Source organism: Actinomadura sp. 3N508, from assembly GCF_044326375.1.
Lineage (GTDB): Bacteria > Actinomycetota > Actinomycetes > Streptosporangiales > Streptosporangiaceae > Spirillospora.
Map to the genome: position 1 here is coordinate 350,379 of NZ_JBIRAX010000001.1, position 16,191 is coordinate 366,569.

Sequence of the window (16,191 nt, forward strand, 5' to 3'; positions counted from 1 at the left end):
CCCGACCAGGTACCGCCGACCTGGTACGTCCATGACGCCCACCCCGTGGGCGAAGGACCAGGTCCTGCTGTTCGTCGGCCCCGCCCCAGCCCCGGGCCGGGCGTCCGGCACCCCTGCCCCGGGCACTCCGGGGCCGGTCCCCAGTCCCGGAGCACCACGATCCTGAAACGCGAGGAAGCGGGCCCCGGCCTCCTCCCCTAGTTGGCGCGGGGGAGGAGGCCGTGGCGCTGGGCTTGGAGGACGGTGGAGAGGCGGTCGCGGGTGCCGAGCTTTCGGTAGAGGTTCTCCGTGTGCTTGTGGACGGTGCGAGTGGAGATGCCCAGCCGCCGGGCGATGGCGTCCGCCGTCAGCGCTTCGGCGAGCAGGAGCAGCACGGTGGTCTCGCGCGGGGTCAGGCCCACGGGGCACGGGCCGGTCGTGCCGGTGGCGGTCTGCCAGCGGGCGAGAAGCTCGGCCTGCTGCCGGATCCCGGACAGCAGGGGCTGGACGCGGCGGGCGTAGGCCAGGTGGTCGTCGGTGAAGTCGGCTCCGGAACGGTAGATCAGCCAACCCATGATCGGGGCGGCGGGGCTCGGGAGCGGAAGGCCGAGGACGTGGTCGGCGCCGAGGACGCCGCGGGCCACATGGGCGGTCGCGCTGCCCCGCCAGCCGCGTTCGCCGGCGAGCCGGAAGGCGGACACCGGCGTCCGGTCCGTGGCGGGCGGGTGGCCGATGAACGGGTAACCCCGGCGGAGGATCCGCTGGGACGGCTCGTCCAGGCGGGTGGCCGGTGTGCCCTCGCGGGTGAAGGTGGGCACGGCGCCCGCGTCCTCGGACCACGCCTCGGTCTTGTGGATGAGCACGTCGGCCTCGCAGCCGCGAAGCAACTCGATCGTGATCAGTGGCCACAACTCATTGGGATCGCGCTCATGCAGAACGGCCACGGCCAGATCCAGCATGCGTTCGACGGACGACAACACTCCCCCGATCTTGCGGTCGTCAATACGCAGTACTACCCATACCAGACTCTCGGCGCGATGTGTGATTCTTTCGGGCGGCCGGTGTCCTGGTTGCGGGCGGCCCGTTACCGGCAGGGAGAAATGCCGCCCGATGATCACGAGGAGACGAATGAGGACCATCAGAGGCGGTCGCGGGGACGGTGCCCGGCGGAGCGTCCGCCGGCGCGCCGCGGGCCTGGGCCTGGCGGTGGTCACGGCGGCGACGGCGATGAGCGTCGCGGCGCCCGCGGCGCATGCCGACACGGTGACGAAGTGGCAGCGGCAGAATTCCAACATCTGCCTAGGCGGCGAGGGACGCATCGGGCTGAACGTCTACTGCGACATCAACGCCGACATTCGGTGGAACGTTCACCGCTGGCAGGACGGCACGTATGAGCTGAGGCACATCGCCAGCAACATGTGCCTGGACGACAGCAACGCCTACGGCCTGCGGGCATTCCCCTGCAACAAGATGACGTACCAGAGCTGGTGGCTGCACCGCTGGCGCGACGGGACCACCCAGATCAAGAACCAGGCGACCCTGAGGTGCCTGGACCAGAGCAGCTACGGCATGCGCACCTACCCCTGCAACGCCACCGTCTACCAGAGCTGGTGGGGCACCTGGTAGCGCACCACCCTGTGGTCGTGGGGTCTCTGGTGGACTGCGGGAGCGTCCACCAGAGGCCTCGCCATTTCAGCGGGCCAGTGAATCGCGGGCGGTCATCAGAGCGAAGCCCAGGAGGTTCTCTCCTTTCCAGGCTGAGGGGTTTTCGGCGTTCGGATCGTCGGCGGCCATGCCTATGCCCCAGACGCGGTCCAAGGGGCTGGCTTCCACGAGAATGCGGTCGCGGGTGCCGAGGAGATAGTCGAGGAGTTCCTTGTTCTGGGCGAACTTGGCCTCATTGCCTTTGGTGACAATGGCGACGCGGTTGTCCCGCCAGGTTCGCTCGTCGAAGTCGCGGACGCGGCGGCCGAGATCTTTCGCGCGGCGGGGATGGGACGCGGCGACGATGGCGTCCGCCGATTCCTCGTCCCCGAAAAGCCGGGCCTTTTCCGCCATCATGTAGTGCTCGGCGGTGGCATAGCGGGTGCCGTCCACGGTGAACGGCGACGGCCACCACTGGCTGAGGTATCCGGGACCGGGGGTCCGGTGCCCCCAGAAGAACAGGAACTTCAGGCGCGTGCCCCGGTTCTGGAGGCGGATCAGTTCGGCGACGTCCATGAGGAGAGGGTGCCAGGAACGGCCACGCGCGGCGAGCCGGTTTTCGAGCGGGAATGGACGATCGGGCGGCGGTGTTGAGAGACGTGCCGCGGGACGGGTGAGCCCGCGGTCTAGACCATTTTGCGGAACCGGGCCGGTCGTCGGGAACATTTCCCTTTGATTCGGCCCGAACAGGAGGACAGCGGCAACGATGAGCAATCCCTTGGCGAACCCTCGTCGCACGAAGGTCGACGAGTGGCCCGAGCTGCCGGAGGACGCGGAGAGCGAGCGTCCCGCGGAGGCCGAGGCGAAAGAGGACGCCACGCGTTGAACGGCCCCCGGCCGATAGATCAAGAACCCGTCCGGAGTCTCCGGGCGGGTTCTCTGCTTCTAGGCGAGCGGGGCGGTGCTGGCGCGCAGGACGACCTCGCCCGACACGCGCTCGACACGGTTGCGGCGGGACGCGGGCTCGCGCAGCGCCAGCCCCATGACCCGTTCGCCCATCGCGTCCATCGGGAGCGCGACGGTGGTGAGGGCGGGCGTCAGGTCGCCGGCGATCGGGATGTCGTCGAACCCGGCGAGCGAGATGTCGCCGGGCACGGACACGCCATGGTCGCGGAACGCGGCGAGCGCACCGATCGCCATCAGGTCGCTGACGGCGAACACGCAGGTCGGACGGTCCGCGCTGCGGAGCAGCTCGGCCGCGGCGGTGTAGCCGCCGGCGCGGGTGAAGCCCGCCTCGACGATGTGCCCGGCCGGGACGCGGGCGCCCGCGTCGGCGAGCGCGCCGGTGAAGCCGCCCAGCCGGTCGGTGACGGTGGTGAGCGCGCGCGGGCCGGTCAGCACGCCGAAGCGGCGGTGGCCGAGGTCGAGCAGGGCGCGGGCGAGCGCGGCGGCGCCCTCCCGGTTCTGCGGCAGGACGGCGTCGGCCCGGAGGCCGCGGTGCCGGCTGAGGACGGCGACCCGGCCGCCCGTCCGCTGGTACGGGTCCAGTTCGGCGGCCATCGAGCGTTCCCATTCCCGGTCCTCGAAGCCGGATCCGATGAGCAGGATCGCGCGGGCCCGCTGCGCGCGCAGCATCGCGACGTACTCGACCTCGCGGACCGGGTCGTGGAAGGTGCTGGCGAGCATCACGAGCATGCCGTGCTCGGCGGCGGTGCGCATCACGCCGTGGGCGATGGCGGCGAAGTACGGGTCGCTGACGTCGTGGCAGACCACCCCGACGGACTTGCTGGACGAGCTCGCGAGCGCCTGAGCGTGCGCGTTGGGCGTGTAGCTGAGGTCGGCGGCGGCGGCGAGCACGCGCGCCCGTAAGTCGGCGCGGACCTGCGAGGTCCCGTTGAGGACGCGGGACGCGGTGGCGAGCGAGACACCGGCCTCGCGCGCCACGTCCTGCAGGGTCACATACCCCCGTCCGGCCCCGGGCCCCTGCGCCGTCATCGCCGCCCTCCTCATCGCGCCGTGCGACGCTCCTCACGGTACGCGCGAAGGCCACTCCCCAACGCGAATTCCGTCACACCCCCTGGCAGTGCGCGGGCCAGGGCGATCTACCCGCGCAGGCGGGTGGCGTAGAGGCCCTCGTCGGTGGCGGTCAGGAGTGTGCCGTCGGGGGCGAGGGCGAGGTCGTTGACCGGGGCGGGGACCTTCACGCAGTGGGACGGGCCGAGGGGCATCTCGCTCTCGGACGGCACCGCGTCCCAGGCCAGGATCGTGCACGGGTCTCCCTCCAGGCCCGCGGCGACCAGCAGGTCGTCGGTGGCGCCCGAGAGCGTCGTCACCCGGTCGCATGGGGCGGGGGCCGTGAGGACGGTCAGCCGGTCGCCGTCCAGGCCGCGGACGTGCAGGGCGTTCTCCACCGGCCGGACCAGGATCAAGCCGTGCGCCGTGCGGGCCGTGACCTCCTCGCCGCGCTCGACGTCCAGGACGACGGCGTCCGCGCCGCCGGTCAGGGCGATGAGCGGGCCCGACACCGGGGTCGCGTGCAGGGCCGTGCGGTCGATGGCCGTGCCGTGGCCGAGCCAGAGGGCGAACTCGGCCAGCCGGTCGCCGGTCACGGCGTCCCAGACGACGACCTCGGCGTCGTTCGCCGGGCCGAAGATCGCGACGACGGCGCCGCGCCCGCCGTGGACGGCGAGGGCGAGCAGGTCGGGCTGGCCGTCCAGGGCGAGTTCGCGGCCCGTGCGGACGTCCTGGACGTGCACGCGGTCGCGGTGCGTCCAGGCCACGGTCGGTGATCCGGTGGGGAGGCCGAACGTCCATTCGGCGCGGCCCGCGGGGAAGTCGGGGATCGGCGGGCCGAGCATCGCGCCCGTCGCCAGGTCCCATGCCTGGCCGGTGTTCGCGCCGTAGGCCGTCCGGGACGTGAACACCAGCGGGTGCCCCTCCGCGGTGGCGGCGACGCCGTCGAACGACCCGTCGGCCAGCGGGGCAGCCTGCACGCTTTCCGGCATGCGAGGGAGGGTAGGGCACCGCGCTCAGATCGTTCCACGAAGTGGCGAAAAGCGTACCTATCCGATGGGCACAGCTGGATTCGTCCGGGTTGGACTAGGTTCGTGCGTCGTGGAACCGGTTGATCTCACGCCCGTCGAGCGGCGCGTCTGGCGGGCGTTCCCCACCGGAGCGTCCGTCGACCTCCGGGACGGCACGGACGACGACCCGGAGAACGGCGCCGCGTGGGGCCGCTCGCGCACGGTGCGGGCCGAGGTGCTGCGCAAGCTGCTGCTGAGACCGCCGGTGGAGGGCGACGTCGCGGCGGTGCGGGTGGTGGGCGCCCGGATCACGGGGAAGCTGAACCTGCACTACGCGACGGTGGAGCATCCGATCCGGCTGAAGGCGTGCCACTTCGAGGAGACGCCGATGCTGTACAGCGCGCGGTTACGGCAGGTGACCCTGAGTGAGTCGTACCTGCCGGGCCTGGACGCGGCGACCGTGCGGGTGGACGGGGTCCTGAGCATCGCCGGCTGCCGCATCCCGGGGCGCGTGCACCTCGGCGGCGCGCGGCTGTCGAGTTCCCTGTATCTGGAGGGGGCGCGGCTCGGGACCGGCGGGGCGGCGGACCAGGTCCTGCGCCTCGGCCACACCGTCATCGAGGACGACGTGCGGGCCACCGGGCTGCACGTCCAGGGCGGGGCCAGGTTCACCGGGGCGTCGGTGTCGGGGCTGGTGAACCTGGAGGGCGCCGTCCTGAGCTGTGCGGGCGGGCTCGCGCTGGACGCCGCGAACCTCACCGTCGGGTCGGACGTGATCGCCACCCGGGCCCGGTTCGAGGGGGAGGTCAACGTGCGCGGCGCGACGATCCCCGGGCTGCTCGTGCTGACGGAGGCGCGGCTGTCGTCGCTGCGCGCCACCAGCGCCGAGATCGGGGAGGTGTGGCTCCGCGAGGGCCGGGTCGACGGCGAGGCCAACCTGCTCCGCGGGCGGTTCGGCCTGCTGCACGTCCCGCCGGACGCGCTCGGCGGGACGGTCTGGCTCGACGGGCTGACCTACGGCGCGCTCACTCCCCGCCTTCCGGCGCGCGTGCGGATCGCGCTGCTGGAGCGGGACGCGGAGGGCTATGTCCCGCACGCCTACGAGCAGCTCGCCGCCGCGTTCCGGCAGGCCGGGGACGATCGCGCGGCGCGGAACGTCCAGCTCGCCAAGCAGCGCAGGCACCGGCGGACGCGTCCCTGGTGGGCGCGGATGTGGGGGCTGCTGCAGGACGTGACGGTCGGGTACGGGTTCCGGCCGCTCTGGGCTGCGGGGTGGCTGGCGGGACTGCTGGCGGCCGGCACCACCGTGTTCGGCGCGCATCCGCCGGAGCCGCTGAAGGCCGGGGAGCATCCGCCGTTCAACGCGCTGTTCTACACGCTCGACCTGATGCTGCCGATCATCGACTTCGGGCAGGAGAAGGCGTTCAAGGCGAGCGGCGGGTACCAGTGGCTCGGCTACGCGCTGATCATCACCGGCTGGGTGCTCGCGACGACGATCGCCGCCGGGATCACCCGCACGCTCAGCCGCCAGTGACGGCGCGGAGCCGGACGGCCGCCTCCTCGGGGACGACGTCGTTGATCCAGGCGGCCATGCCCGACTCCGAACCGGCCAGATACTTGATCTTTCCGGGGGCGCGGCGGACGGAGAACAGCTCCAAGTGCAGGCGGACGAGGTCGCGTCCCTCGCCGGTGGGCGCCTGGTGCCAGCCGGCGACGTACGGGAGCCGCGTGTCGTAGAGGCCGTCGCAGCGGCGGAGAAGGTCGCGGTACAGGACGGCCAGCTCGTCGCGTTCGGCGGAGTTCAGCGCGGCCAGGTCGGGGACGTGCCGGTGCGGCATCACATGCACCTCGACGGGCCATCGGGCGGCGGCGGGAACGTACGCCGTCCAGTGCTCGCCGGACAGGACGACGCGGGACCCTGCGCGTTCGGCCTCCAGCACCTCGCCGAACAGGCCGGGACGGGCGGCGGCCCGCGCGAGCATCCGTCCGGTGCGGGGCGTGACGAACGGGTAGGCGTAGATCTGCCCGTGCGGGTGGTGCAGGGTCACGCCGATCTCGACGCCGCGGTTCTCGAAGACGAAGACCTGCTCGACGGACGGGATCGCGGAAAGCTCGGCGGTGCGGTCGGCCCAGGCGTCGATGACCGTCCGGACGCGGGACACCGGCAGACACGCCATCGACGTGGCGTGCTCATCGGTGAAGCACACGACCTCGCAGCGCCCCGCGCCCCGGAACCGCTCCACTCCGTCGAGCGAAGGCACGGCGGGTGACAGCGGCGGCGTCCGGACGTCGAAGGACGGGAACCGGTTCTCGAACACCACGACCTCATAGGACGGGTCGGGAACCTCGGAGGCGGCCCCGCCAGGGCACAGCGGGCACTGGTCGGCGGGCGGCAGGAACGTCCGGGCGTTGCGGTGCGCGGTGATCGTGACGTGCTCGCCGGTCAGCGGGTCGCGGCGGACCTCGCACACCGGCTCGACCGGCGGGAGGTCGCGCGGATCGGCGGCGGGCACCCGGCCCGGGGCCGCGTCGTAGTAGACGATCTCGCGGCCGTCCGCGAGCCGCGCGCGTGTCCGGTGCATGTCCCGGCAGCGTACCGGCGGGCCGCTACAGGGGCCCGCTACAGGGCGGGCGCGGACGACCGGCGGCGCGCCCGGTGGACCGCCAGGATGTGCTTCATCAGCGTGGTCAGGACCTCTTTCCCGTCCGCGCGGTCGCGCGCGTCGCACAGCACGACCGGCGCCTCCTCGCCGAGGTCGAGCGCCTCCCGGATCTCCTCGGTGGTGTAGTCGTAGCCGTCCTCGAAGCAGTTCACGCCGACGACGAACGGCAGGCCGCGGTTCTCGAAGTAGTCGACGGCCGGGAAGCTGTCGGTGAGGCGGCGCGTGTCGGCGAGGACGACGGCGCCGAGCGCGCCGTAGGACAGCTCGTCCCACATGAACCAGAAGCGGTCCTGGCCGGGCGTGCCGAACAGATACAGGACGAGCCCGGCCCGGATCGTGATGCGGCCGAAGTCCATCGCGACCGTGGTCGTCGTCTTCCGCTCGACGCCGCCCGTGTCGTCGACGCCGAGGCCCCGGTCGGTGAGCAGCTCCTCGGTCTGCAGCGGGCGGATCTCGCTGACGGCGCCGACCAGCGTCGTCTTGCCGACCCCGAATCCCCCGGCGACCAGGATCTTCACCGCGACCGGAGCCGATCGAGCCGGTTCCGCGCCGTCAGAGCGCTTGGAGGCCATCGAGCACCTCCTTCAGCAGGCGTTCCTTGGAGAGCGCGCTCTCCGGTGGCGGGCGGGTGGTCGTGATGAGCCGGTGGTGCAGCAGGTCGCCGAGCAGGACGCGCACCACGACGAGGGGCAGCCCCATCCGGGCGGCGATCTCGGCGACCGGCTGCGGCACCAGGCACATCTCCAGGATGTCGAGATGCTCGGGCCCGATCCCGGGCGAGCCGGACCGAGGCCGCGCCGCCGTCGAGATGATCGTGATCATGTCGAAGGGCTCGCCGGTCGCGGGCCTGGCCCGGCCGCGCGTCAGGGCATAGGACCGGACGACGGGCCCGGCCTCCTCATCCAGCCATTCGGCGCCACGACCGGTCATGGCCCGTCACGTGTCCTCGTTGTCCAGGATCTCGGCGCGGCCGCGCCGGGTGCCCTGCTGGATGGACGACATCATCGACCGCAGCTCCTCGGGCGTCCGGCGGGGGCGTGGTTCCTCGGCGGAACCCGGATCGGCCTCGGTTTCCGGCACGGGCGCCGAGAGGGGGACGGGTGCGGCGAGGGGCGCCTCGCGCAGCTGGGCGGCCATGTTCTCCTGCCGGACGCGTTTCGGCAGCGCCGGCCGGTCGGCGCCGCCTCCCCCGGCGGGACGGCGCCGGACCTCGCGCGGCGACCGCGGAATGCCCGGCTTCCGCTCCCGCCCGGACGACACGGACGACCCGGACGACACGGACGGCCCAGGCTCGGGCTCTGCCGCGGTGGACGGCGGTTCGCCCCAGGCCGACGGCATCGGCGACGTCCGCCGCGCAGGGGCCGGTCCCTGCATCGGCGCCTCGAACACCGGCAGGGGGCCGGTCAGGGCCTCAGAATCGGAAGCCGAAGCGGTGGCGGCCGCGCCGAGCGGGTCGGCTTCGCCCGGCGTCGCCGAGTGCCGTCCCGGCGGGAGTTGCAGCACGGACCCGGCGGAGGCGAGCGCGTCGTCCTCGCGTCCGGTGGTCAGCGCGGGCGCGGCGGGTTCGGCGCCGGTGTCGCCGGTGTCCCGCACGACGAGGTGCTCGGGCAGCAGCACGATCGCGGTCATCCCCCCGTACGGGGACGTCCGCAGCGTGACCCTGATGCGGTGCCGCCGCGCGAGCCGCCCGACGACGAACAGGCCGAGCTGCGCGCTGTCGGACAGGTCGAACTCGGCGGCGTTCGCGAGCCGCTCGTTGGCGGCGGCGAGGCCGGCCGCGTCCATGCTGAGCCCGCGGTCCTCGACCTCGATCGTGAAGCCGTGCGCGACGGGCTGCCCCTGCACCTGGACGGTCGTGTGCGGCGGCGAGAACACGGTGGCGTTCTCGATCAGCTCGGCGAGCAGGTGCGTGACGTCGGCGACGGCCTGGCCGACGAGCGCGGCCCGGGTCATCGGCGCGACGTTGACCCGGGTGTAGTCCTCGACCTCGGAGGCGGCGGCGCGGGCGACGTCCACGATCGCGACGGGGCTGCGCCAGCCGCGGCCCGGCGCCTGCCCGGACAGGATGATCAGGCCCTCGGCGTGCCGGCGCATGCGGGTGGCGAGATGGTCGAGGCGGAACAGGTCCTCCAGGTCGTCGGGGGTCTCGATGCGGCGCTCCATCGCGTCCAGCAGCTTGAGCTGGCGGTGCAGCAGCGTCTGGCTGCGGCGGGCGAGGTTGACGAACACGTCGCTGACGTTGCGGCGGAGCGTGGCCTCCTCGACGGCGCTCTGGATCGCGGTCCGCCTGGCCGCGTTGAACGCCTCGCCGACCTGGTCGATCTCACGGGTGCCGAACCCGAGCGGCGGCGCCTCGGCGGCGACGTCGACCTCGTCGCCGCGGCGCAGCCGCCGGATCACGCCGGGCAGCCGGACGTCGGCCAGGTCGAGCGCCGCACGGCGCAGCCCCGCCAGCTCGCGGACGATGGACCGGGCGACCCACACCGCGAGGACGAGCGATGCCGCGACGGCGACGAGCCCCAGCGCGCCCGCGATGACGACGCGGGTGACGATGGCGCCGGAGATCGGCTCGGCGCGCTTCTCCGCGCCCGCCGACACGGCCAGCTCGAGGCCGCGCAGCCGGGTCAGGTTCGAGTCGGCGGTGGTCTTCCACAGCACGCCGGTGCCGCCCGCGGCGCGGATGAGCCGGGGGGAGGTGACGAACCGGTCCTCCAGCGTGCGGAGCCGCCCGTACTCGGGCATCGACACGACGCGCTTGTAGTACGCCTGGTCGGCGGGCCGGAGCTCGGCCGCGGCGAACCCGTAGAGGGCGCGCTGCGTCCCGACGAGCTTGATGAACTGGGCGTGCTCGGCGGGCGTGATCCGCCCGGCGGCGAGCACCCCGGCGAGGAGCGCGTCCTCCTGCGCGAGGACCTCGCGGGCGCGGGCCAGCGCCGCCTCGTTGCGGGCGTCCCTGGCGAGCTCGGAGTCGTCGAGGGTGGCGAGCGAGCCCTGGAGCGCGCCTACGTCGCCGAGCAGGGTGGTGTAGCCGGCGAAGGCGCGCGTCCGGTCGGTCTTGCCGGTGTCGATGGCGCGGCGGCGGGTGTCCAGGCCGTCCAGCTCGCGGAGGATCGTATCGGCGAGGCGGCGGGTGCCGGCGGACGCGGCGGCGCGGGCGTCGGCGTCGGCCGCGAGGCGGCGGAACAGCCCGGCCTGCCGGTCGGTGACCAGCCGGCCCGACTCCATCGCCGCCCGGTCGGCGCCCGCCCGGCTGCCGAGGAACACCATCGACAGCCGCCGCTCGGCCTGCAGCGCGCCGCCGAGCGCGCCGGACGGGTAGCCGTAGTGGTCCTGGACGGTCTCGACGTGCCGGAGGTTGAAGCCCTGGCCGAGCGCGATGCTCGCCGCGAACGCCCACAGCCCGCCGAGCGAGACCACCGACACCGTCACCATGAGGACGACCTTGAACCGGATGGAGCGGAACCGCGCGGCCTTGAGGGTGCGCCGGCGGCCCGCGGCTGGGTCCGCGGGGCGGCCTCGTTTCGACACTTCGGCTGAACCTTCACTCGGGCGGAGGGCGGTGACGGACGGCATGCGCGGGGCGACGGAGAGCGGGCGCGGGACGAAGCAGAGCCTAGAACCGCGCGGCGCCGTGTGTCGACAGTTTCCAGATCATCACGTTTTGTACACACCAACAGGCCGATATCCCCCTAAGATTCCCCAGCGTGATGGCCCGTACCCCGTCCGCGACGAAACCCCGGCTCGCCGCGACCGCCCTCGTCCTGTCCGGGGTCCTGGCGCTCGCCGGGGCGTGCGGCGGCGGCTCCGGCGACTCCGCCGCGCCGCCCGACATCCCGATGACGCAGCAGCTCGGCACCCCGGAAGGCCGGCTCGACCTGGTCGTCTGGACGGGCTACGCGGAGAACGGCTCCAACGACAAGAAGGTCGACTGGGTCACCCCGTTCACGAAGGCGACCGGCTGCAAGGTCACCGCGAAGGTGGCCGACACGTCGGACGCGATGGTCGCGCTGATGGAGACCGGGCGGTACGACGGGGTGTCGGCGTCCGGCGACGCGAGCCTGCGGCTCGTCCACGCCGGGCTGGTCGCGCCCGTGAACACCGGACTGATCGGCAACTACGCCGACATCGCCCCATACCTGAAGAACCAGCCGTACAACTCCGTCAAGGGCCAGATGTACGGGGTCCCGCACGGGTACGGCGCGAACGTCCTGATGTACCGGACGGACAAGTTCCAGCAGCGTCCGACGTCCTGGAGCGTCATCTGGGAAGAGGACTCCCCTGCCGCGGGCCACGTCGTCGCCTACGACTCCCCCATCTACATCGCCGACGCCGCGCTCTACCTCAAGGCCCACCGCCCCGACCTGAAGATCACCGACGTCTACGCGCTGGACGAGAAGCAGTTCGACGCCGCGATCGAGCTGCTCAAGCGGCAGCGGCCGAACGTCAACCAGTACTTCGTGTCCTACCTGGACGAGCTGCATTCCTTCACCAGCGGCTACAACTACGCGGGCATCGGCTGGCAGGTCACCGCGAACCTGGCGCTGGCGAAGAAGACGCCGGTCGCGACGACGATCCCGGTCGAGGGCGCGACCGGCTGGTCCGACACCTGGATGATCTCCGCGAAGGCCCAGCATCCGACCTGCATGTACAAGTGGATGAACTGGATCACGGCCCCGAAGGTGCAGGCCCAGGTGGCGCAGTGGTTCGGCGAGGCCCCCGCAAACCCGAAGGCGTGCCGGTTCACGGCGAAGGGCTTCTGCTCGACGTTCCGCGTAGGCGACCAGAACTTCTACAACCGCCTCGCCTTCTGGCGGACCCCGACCAAGAACTGCGGCGACGACCGCGGCGACGCCTGCGTCGACTACTCCCGCTGGATCGAGGCCTGGACCCAGATCAAGGGCTGACGGGCCTGGGGCGGGCACGTCTTGGGAACAAGGCCACATGGCCCGGAGTTCTCGGCGACATGAGCGACTACGGCAGGCCACTGGAATTCGGCTACTTCCTCGTCCCGAACGCCGACGACCCGCTCCTGGCCACGGCGCGCGCCGCCGACCGCGCGGGGCTCGACCTGATCGGCGTGCAGGACCACCCCTACCAGCGCCGGTACGTCGACACGTGGACGCTCCTCAGCACGATCGCCGCCGGCACCGAACGCGTCCGCGTCTTCCCGGACGTGGCGAACCTGCCGCTGCGCCCGCCCGCGGTGCTGGCCAAGGCCGCCGCGAGCCTGGACGTGCTCAGCGGCGGCCGCGCCGAACTGGGCCTCGGCGCGGGCGGCTTCTGGGACGCGATCGAGGCGTTCGGCGGCCCCCGCCGCACTCCCCGGGAGGCCGCCGACGCGCTGGAAGAGGCCGTCACGGTCATCCGCAAGGTCTGGAGCGGCGAGCGCAACCTGCGCTTCGACGGCGAGCACTACCGCCTGAAGGGCGCCAAGGCGGGGCCCGTGCCGGCGCACCGGATGCAGTTGTGGCTCGGGGTCGGCGGCCCGCGGGGCCTGGCGCTGACGGGCCGCGCCGCCGACGGCTGGCTCCCGTCCTCGCCCTGGGCCACCCCGGAGCGGCTGCCGGAGATGCACGCGCGGATCGACGAGGCGGCCACGTCCGCCGGACGCGACCCGGCCGACGTCCGCAGGCTCTACAACATCACCGGGACGATCACCGGCGGCGCGTCCGAGGGCTTTCTGCGCGGCCCCGCGTCCCAGTGGATCGACGAGCTCACCGACCTCGCCGTGGGCTCTGGAATGGACACCTTCATCCTCTGGGCGGAGGGCGACCAGGAGACCCAGATCAAGCGCTTCGCGGAGGAGATCGCCCCGGCCGTCCGCACCCAGGTCGCCCAGGAACGCGCCGCCTGACGCCCCGCTCATGGCTCAGGGCTCAGGGCTCAGGGCCAGCGGTAGGTGGCGTTCTCGGCGGGGACGTGGTGCGGCAGGTAGCACTTGGTGGTGACGTGCTCGTCCTTGCAGTCGAGGCACAGGTACGTGCGATGGCCGCGGAGCCCGCGGCCCCGCTCGTCGCACGGCGGGCAGATGCACGGCGACCAGCCGACGATGACCCGTCCCGGTTCGAGCCGGTGGCCCGCCGGGCAGAGGAACGGCACATGATCGCGGACGCCCGCATGTTTCGCCTGCACGACACGGGACTCTACTCGAACGTGTGATCGATCAGGAAGCGGGCTTCATCGCGTAGCAGTAGTTCGCCCGGCCCTTGAAGTAGTGGCGGGCGCGGGAGTCGCCGAATCGCCACCGGCATCCGCCGTCGAGCTGGGCGGGCGACAGCTTCATCGTGCCGCCCTTGCGCAGGACGCAGTACGCGCCGGGGCTGGGCGTCGTCCGGTACTCGACCCACTCCCAGCCGAGCTTCACGCAGTACTCGCTGAAGTGCCCCGGCCCCAGCTCCACCCGGACGAGCTCCGGTGGGGCCGACGGCGACGACGGCGGGCGCGGCTTCGACGACGGCGTGGCCGATGGTTTCGCCGTGGCGGAGTTCGACACCTTCGGGCTGGTCGTCGCGGGGACGCTGCCTTGGCGACGCGCCTGGCTCGCGGGGGCGGACGGCCCGGTCGGCCCCTCCTGCCCCGCGCCGACGCCGTCGCGCGGGGAATCGCCGCCCGCGAACCAGACCGCCGCGAACACGAGCGCGACGGCCGCCGCGACCGCGCCACCCGCACCGGCGATGACGGCCGTTCGGCGGCTGCCGCGCGGGGCGCCCGGCCCCGGCCCCGGCCCCGGCAGCGTGCCGCCCGTCCCCGGCGGCGGGCCGACCGGGTTATGCGGAGCGGGCGGGGGCTGCGGGGCTGGGCCGTGCGGTGAGGTGACGGCGTCGGCCGCCTGCGGTTCGGGTGGCAGGGCGTCCGCGGGCAGGGCCGGGATGATCGGCGGGACGGCGGGCGGGGCGGGCGAAACGGGCTGGGCGCGGCCCGTCCGGCGGACGAGGCGGTCGAGGATGTCCTGTGCGGGCGGCCGGTGTGCCGGGTCCTTCGCGAAGCATTCGGCGAGCAGGCCGCGGAGGGGTTCCTCGATGCCGTCGAGGTTCGGTTCGCCGTGCGCGATCCGGTTGAAGACGATCGGGATGGACTCGTTGCCGAACGGCGGGCGTCCGGTCGCCGCGAACGCCATCGTCGACGCCCACGCGAACACGTCCACGCCGGGGCCGAGCTCGCCGGGCTGGAGCTGCTCGGGCGCCATGTAGGCGGGCGTCCCGATCGCGCGGCTGACCATCGTCTGCGCGCCCGACAGCGCGCGGGAGATGCCGAAGTCGATGACGCGCGGGCCGTCCGCGCCGATCAGCACGTTGTGCGGGTTGAGGTCGCGGTGCACGATGCCCGCGTCGTGCAGCGCGACGAGGGCGGTGGCGGTCGCGACCGCGAGCCGGTCGAGGGCGGCGCCGGAGCGCGGGCCCTGCTCGGCGACGACGCGGCTGAGCGGCGGCCCGTCGACGTACTCGGTGACGATGTAGCGGCGGTCGCCGAACGTGCCGGAGTCGAGGACCTGCGCGGTGCAGAACCGCGCGACCTGCTTGGCCGCGTCCATCTCGCGGGCGAACGTGTCGAGGGTGCCGAAGTCGGCGGTGAGCTGCGCGTGGAACACCTTCACCGCGACCTTGGTGCCGTCCCCGGCGTGGCCGAGATAGACGACGCCCTGTCCGCCCTGCCCGAGCCGGGCGGTGAGCCGGTAGGCGCCGAGTTGTCGTGGATCGTCGGGTTCTAGGGGCGGCACGCCAAGCAGTGTAGGGCGTGCCTTATCGATCGCGGTGTGCGATGAGGCCAGCGAGGGTGCGGAGTTCGGTGGCGGCGATCGGGTCGGGGGTGGCGGCGTCCAGTTCGCGGAGCGCGGCGGCGAGGACGGCGTCGGCGCGGGCGAGGGTCCAGGCACGGCCGCCCGCCGCGTCGATGAGCGCGGCGGCCTGGGACGCGTCGTCGCCGGTGAGGGGCTCGTCGCGCAGGTAGAGCGCGGCCAGCTCGTGGGCGGCGGGGGTGGCGGAGGTGAGCGCGGCCACGACCGGCAGCGACTTCTTGCGGGTGCGGAGGTCGGAGTGGACGGGCTTTCCGGTGACGGCCGGGTCGCCCCAGATGCCGAGCAGGTCGTCGGCCAGCTGGAAGGCCAGGCCGAGCCGTTCGCCGAAGGCGCGGAGGCGGGCGGTCTGCGCGGGAGTGCCGCCGCCGTGGTCGGAGCCGAGCGCGCACGAGGCGCCGAGCAGCGCGGCGGTCTTGCGGTTCGCCATCGCGACGCATTCGTCGAGCGTGACGTCGCCGCGCTCCTCGAACGCGAGGTCGGCGCTCTGGCCCTCGACCAGCTCGATGACGGCCCGGCCGAGCGTCCGGACGGAGCGCGGGACGATCGCCGGGTCGGCCACGTTCGCCAGGGCCTCGAACGCGGCGGCGAGCAGGGCGTCCCCGGCCAGGACGGCGGGGCCGGTGCCGAAGACGCTCCAGGCGGTCGGGCGGTGCCTGCGGGTGAGGTCGCCGTCCATCACGTCGTCGTGCAGGAGCGAGAAGTTGTGCGCCAGCTCGACGGCGACGGCGGCGGGCACCGCGGCGGCGGCCGTCCCGCCGACCGCCCGCGCCGTCAGCAGCACCAGCGCGGGACGGATCGCCTTGCCGGACGCGCCCGCGGCGGCGTCGAGCCGGTGCCCCCGGTCGTCCCGCCAGCCGAAGTGGTAGGCGGCGAGGCCGTGCATCGCCTCCGGCAGGGTCTGGACCGCCTCCCGCAGGGCGGGGTCGAGGAGCCGGCGGCTCCAGGCCAGGATCTCCGCCACCGGCCGGGCGGTGCCCCCCTCCTCCACGGAGTCACCGCCCGGCCCTCGGTCGCCTGTCGTGGGGTCGCCCATGCTCGGGCCGCCCGCCTCGGGATCGTCCACCGGTGGACGGTGGTCGCAGCGGAG

General features: G+C 73.2%; 15 protein-coding genes. 4 read left to right on the forward strand and 11 right to left on the reverse strand.

From position 1 onward, the window contains the following. Positions 1-197: 197 nt before the first annotated feature. Positions 198-959, reverse strand: a complete 762-nt coding sequence (locus tag ACH34S_RS01510; protein WP_395950517.1) for a response regulator transcription factor — start codon at positions 957-959, stop codon at positions 198-200. Positions 960-1,107: 148 nt separating this feature from the next. Between ACH34S_RS01510 and ACH34S_RS01515 the strand changes: the two genes are divergently transcribed. Then, the gene (locus tag ACH34S_RS01515) at positions 1,108-1,605 is read left to right on the forward strand and encodes an RICIN domain-containing protein (protein ID WP_395950518.1); all 498 of its coding nucleotides are present in this window, start codon (positions 1,108-1,110) and stop codon (positions 1,603-1,605) included. Between the two features lie 66 nt (positions 1,606-1,671). Here ACH34S_RS01515 and ACH34S_RS01520 read toward each other — a convergent pair whose 3' ends face one another. The 3 genes from ACH34S_RS01520 to ACH34S_RS01530 all read right to left on the reverse strand — a co-directional run bounded on the left by ACH34S_RS01520 (position 1,672) and on the right by ACH34S_RS01530 (position 4,628). Further along, the gene (locus ACH34S_RS01520) at positions 1,672-2,349 is read right to left on the reverse strand and encodes an NADAR family protein (protein ID WP_395950519.1); all 678 of its coding nucleotides are present in this window, start codon (positions 2,347-2,349) and stop codon (positions 1,672-1,674) included. A gap of 219 nt (positions 2,350-2,568) precedes the next feature. Further along, positions 2,569-3,618 (reverse strand): LacI family DNA-binding transcriptional regulator, encoded by a 1,050-nt coding sequence (locus tag ACH34S_RS01525; RefSeq protein WP_395950520.1) that lies wholly within the window; start codon positions 3,616-3,618, stop codon positions 2,569-2,571. A 107-nt stretch (positions 3,619-3,725) separates the two neighbouring features. Continuing rightward, entirely contained in the window at positions 3,726-4,628 is a 903-nt protein-coding gene (locus tag ACH34S_RS01530; RefSeq protein WP_395950521.1) for a hypothetical protein, read from the reverse strand. A 109-nt stretch (positions 4,629-4,737) separates the two neighbouring features. Between ACH34S_RS01530 and ACH34S_RS01535 the strand changes: the two genes are divergently transcribed. Next, on the forward strand, positions 4,738-6,180 hold the full coding sequence (locus tag ACH34S_RS01535) for a hypothetical protein (protein WP_395950522.1): 1,443 nt from the start codon (positions 4,738-4,740) through the stop codon (positions 6,178-6,180). On the opposite strand, the gene galT is transcribed toward ACH34S_RS01535, so the two are convergent. From galT to ACH34S_RS01555, 4 genes are read right to left on the reverse strand one after another with little or no spacing between them, the layout of a single operon-like run. After that, positions 6,167-7,228, reverse strand: a complete 1,062-nt coding sequence (galT, locus tag ACH34S_RS01540; protein ID WP_395950523.1) for a galactose-1-phosphate uridylyltransferase — start codon at positions 7,226-7,228, stop codon at positions 6,167-6,169. The genes ACH34S_RS01535 and galT overlap by 14 nt on opposite strands. A 38-nt stretch (positions 7,229-7,266) precedes the next feature. Then, positions 7,267-7,881 (reverse strand): GTP-binding protein, encoded by a 615-nt coding sequence (locus tag ACH34S_RS01545; RefSeq protein ID WP_395950524.1) that lies wholly within the window; start codon positions 7,879-7,881, stop codon positions 7,267-7,269. Next, entirely contained in the window at positions 7,862-8,239 is a 378-nt protein-coding gene (locus tag ACH34S_RS01550) for a DUF742 domain-containing protein (RefSeq protein ID WP_395950525.1), read from the reverse strand. The genes ACH34S_RS01545 and ACH34S_RS01550 overlap by 20 nt, the downstream gene beginning before the upstream one ends. Positions 8,240-8,245: 6 nt before the next feature. Beyond that, positions 8,246-10,837, reverse strand: coding sequence for a nitrate- and nitrite sensing domain-containing protein (locus ACH34S_RS01555; RefSeq protein ID WP_395950526.1), 2,592 nt, complete (start codon positions 10,835-10,837; stop codon positions 8,246-8,248). Between the two features lie 179 nt (positions 10,838-11,016). Here ACH34S_RS01555 and ACH34S_RS01560 point away from each other — a divergent pair, with 179 nt between their 5' ends. Beyond that, positions 11,017-12,213, forward strand: coding sequence for an ABC transporter substrate-binding protein (locus ACH34S_RS01560; protein ID WP_395951414.1), 1,197 nt, complete (start codon positions 11,017-11,019; stop codon positions 12,211-12,213). Between the two features lie 59 nt (positions 12,214-12,272). Then, positions 12,273-13,163, forward strand: coding sequence for an LLM class flavin-dependent oxidoreductase (locus ACH34S_RS01565; RefSeq protein WP_395950527.1), 891 nt, complete (start codon positions 12,273-12,275; stop codon positions 13,161-13,163). A gap of 29 nt (positions 13,164-13,192) precedes the next feature. On the opposite strand, the gene ACH34S_RS01570 is transcribed toward ACH34S_RS01565, so the two are convergent. Genes ACH34S_RS01570 through ACH34S_RS01580 form a run of 3 tightly spaced genes read right to left on the reverse strand, consistent with a single transcriptional unit; the run spans position 13,193 to position 16,137 of the window. After that, the gene (locus tag ACH34S_RS01570; RefSeq protein ID WP_395950528.1) at positions 13,193-13,441 is read right to left on the reverse strand and encodes a hypothetical protein; all 249 of its coding nucleotides are present in this window, start codon (positions 13,439-13,441) and stop codon (positions 13,193-13,195) included. A 31-nt stretch (positions 13,442-13,472) separates the two neighbouring features. Continuing rightward, positions 13,473-15,026, reverse strand: coding sequence for a serine/threonine-protein kinase (locus ACH34S_RS01575; RefSeq protein ID WP_395950529.1), 1,554 nt, complete (start codon positions 15,024-15,026; stop codon positions 13,473-13,475). Between the two features lie 22 nt (positions 15,027-15,048). Next, complete coding sequence (locus tag ACH34S_RS01580; protein ID WP_395951415.1) at positions 15,049-16,137, reverse strand: family 2 encapsulin nanocompartment cargo protein polyprenyl transferase; 1,089 nt, start codon at positions 16,135-16,137, stop codon at positions 15,049-15,051. Positions 16,138-16,191: the final 54 nt, after the last annotated feature.

What these genes read in the sequence shown, in the direction of transcription:
- ACH34S_RS01560 (WP_395951414.1), top strand. Translation starts at nt 11,017, where the DNA reads ATGGCCCGTACCCCGTCCGCGACGAAACCCCGGCTCGCCGCGACCGCC.
- ACH34S_RS01520 (WP_395950519.1), bottom strand. Translation starts at nt 2,349, where the DNA reads ATGTTCCCGACGACCGGCCCGGTTCCGCAAAATGGTCTAGACCGCGGG.
- ACH34S_RS01530 (WP_395950521.1), bottom strand. Translation starts at nt 4,628, where the DNA reads ATGCCGGAAAGCGTGCAGGCTGCCCCGCTGGCCGACGGGTCGTTCGAC.
- galT (WP_395950523.1), bottom strand. Translation starts at nt 7,228, where the DNA reads ATGCACCGGACACGCGCGCGGCTCGCGGACGGCCGCGAGATCGTCTAC.
- ACH34S_RS01515 (WP_395950518.1), top strand. Translation starts at nt 1,108, where the DNA reads ATGAGGACCATCAGAGGCGGTCGCGGGGACGGTGCCCGGCGGAGCGTC.
- ACH34S_RS01545 (WP_395950524.1), bottom strand. Translation starts at nt 7,881, where the DNA reads ATGGCCTCCAAGCGCTCTGACGGCGCGGAACCGGCTCGATCGGCTCCG.
- ACH34S_RS01565 (WP_395950527.1), top strand. Translation starts at nt 12,273, where the DNA reads ATGAGCGACTACGGCAGGCCACTGGAATTCGGCTACTTCCTCGTCCCG.
- ACH34S_RS01525 (WP_395950520.1), bottom strand. Translation starts at nt 3,618, where the DNA reads ATGACGGCGCAGGGGCCCGGGGCCGGACGGGGGTATGTGACCCTGCAG.
- ACH34S_RS01580 (WP_395951415.1), bottom strand. Translation starts at nt 16,137, where the DNA reads ATGGGCGACCCCACGACAGGCGACCGAGGGCCGGGCGGTGACTCCGTG.
- ACH34S_RS01550 (WP_395950525.1), bottom strand. Translation starts at nt 8,239, where the DNA reads ATGACCGGTCGTGGCGCCGAATGGCTGGATGAGGAGGCCGGGCCCGTC.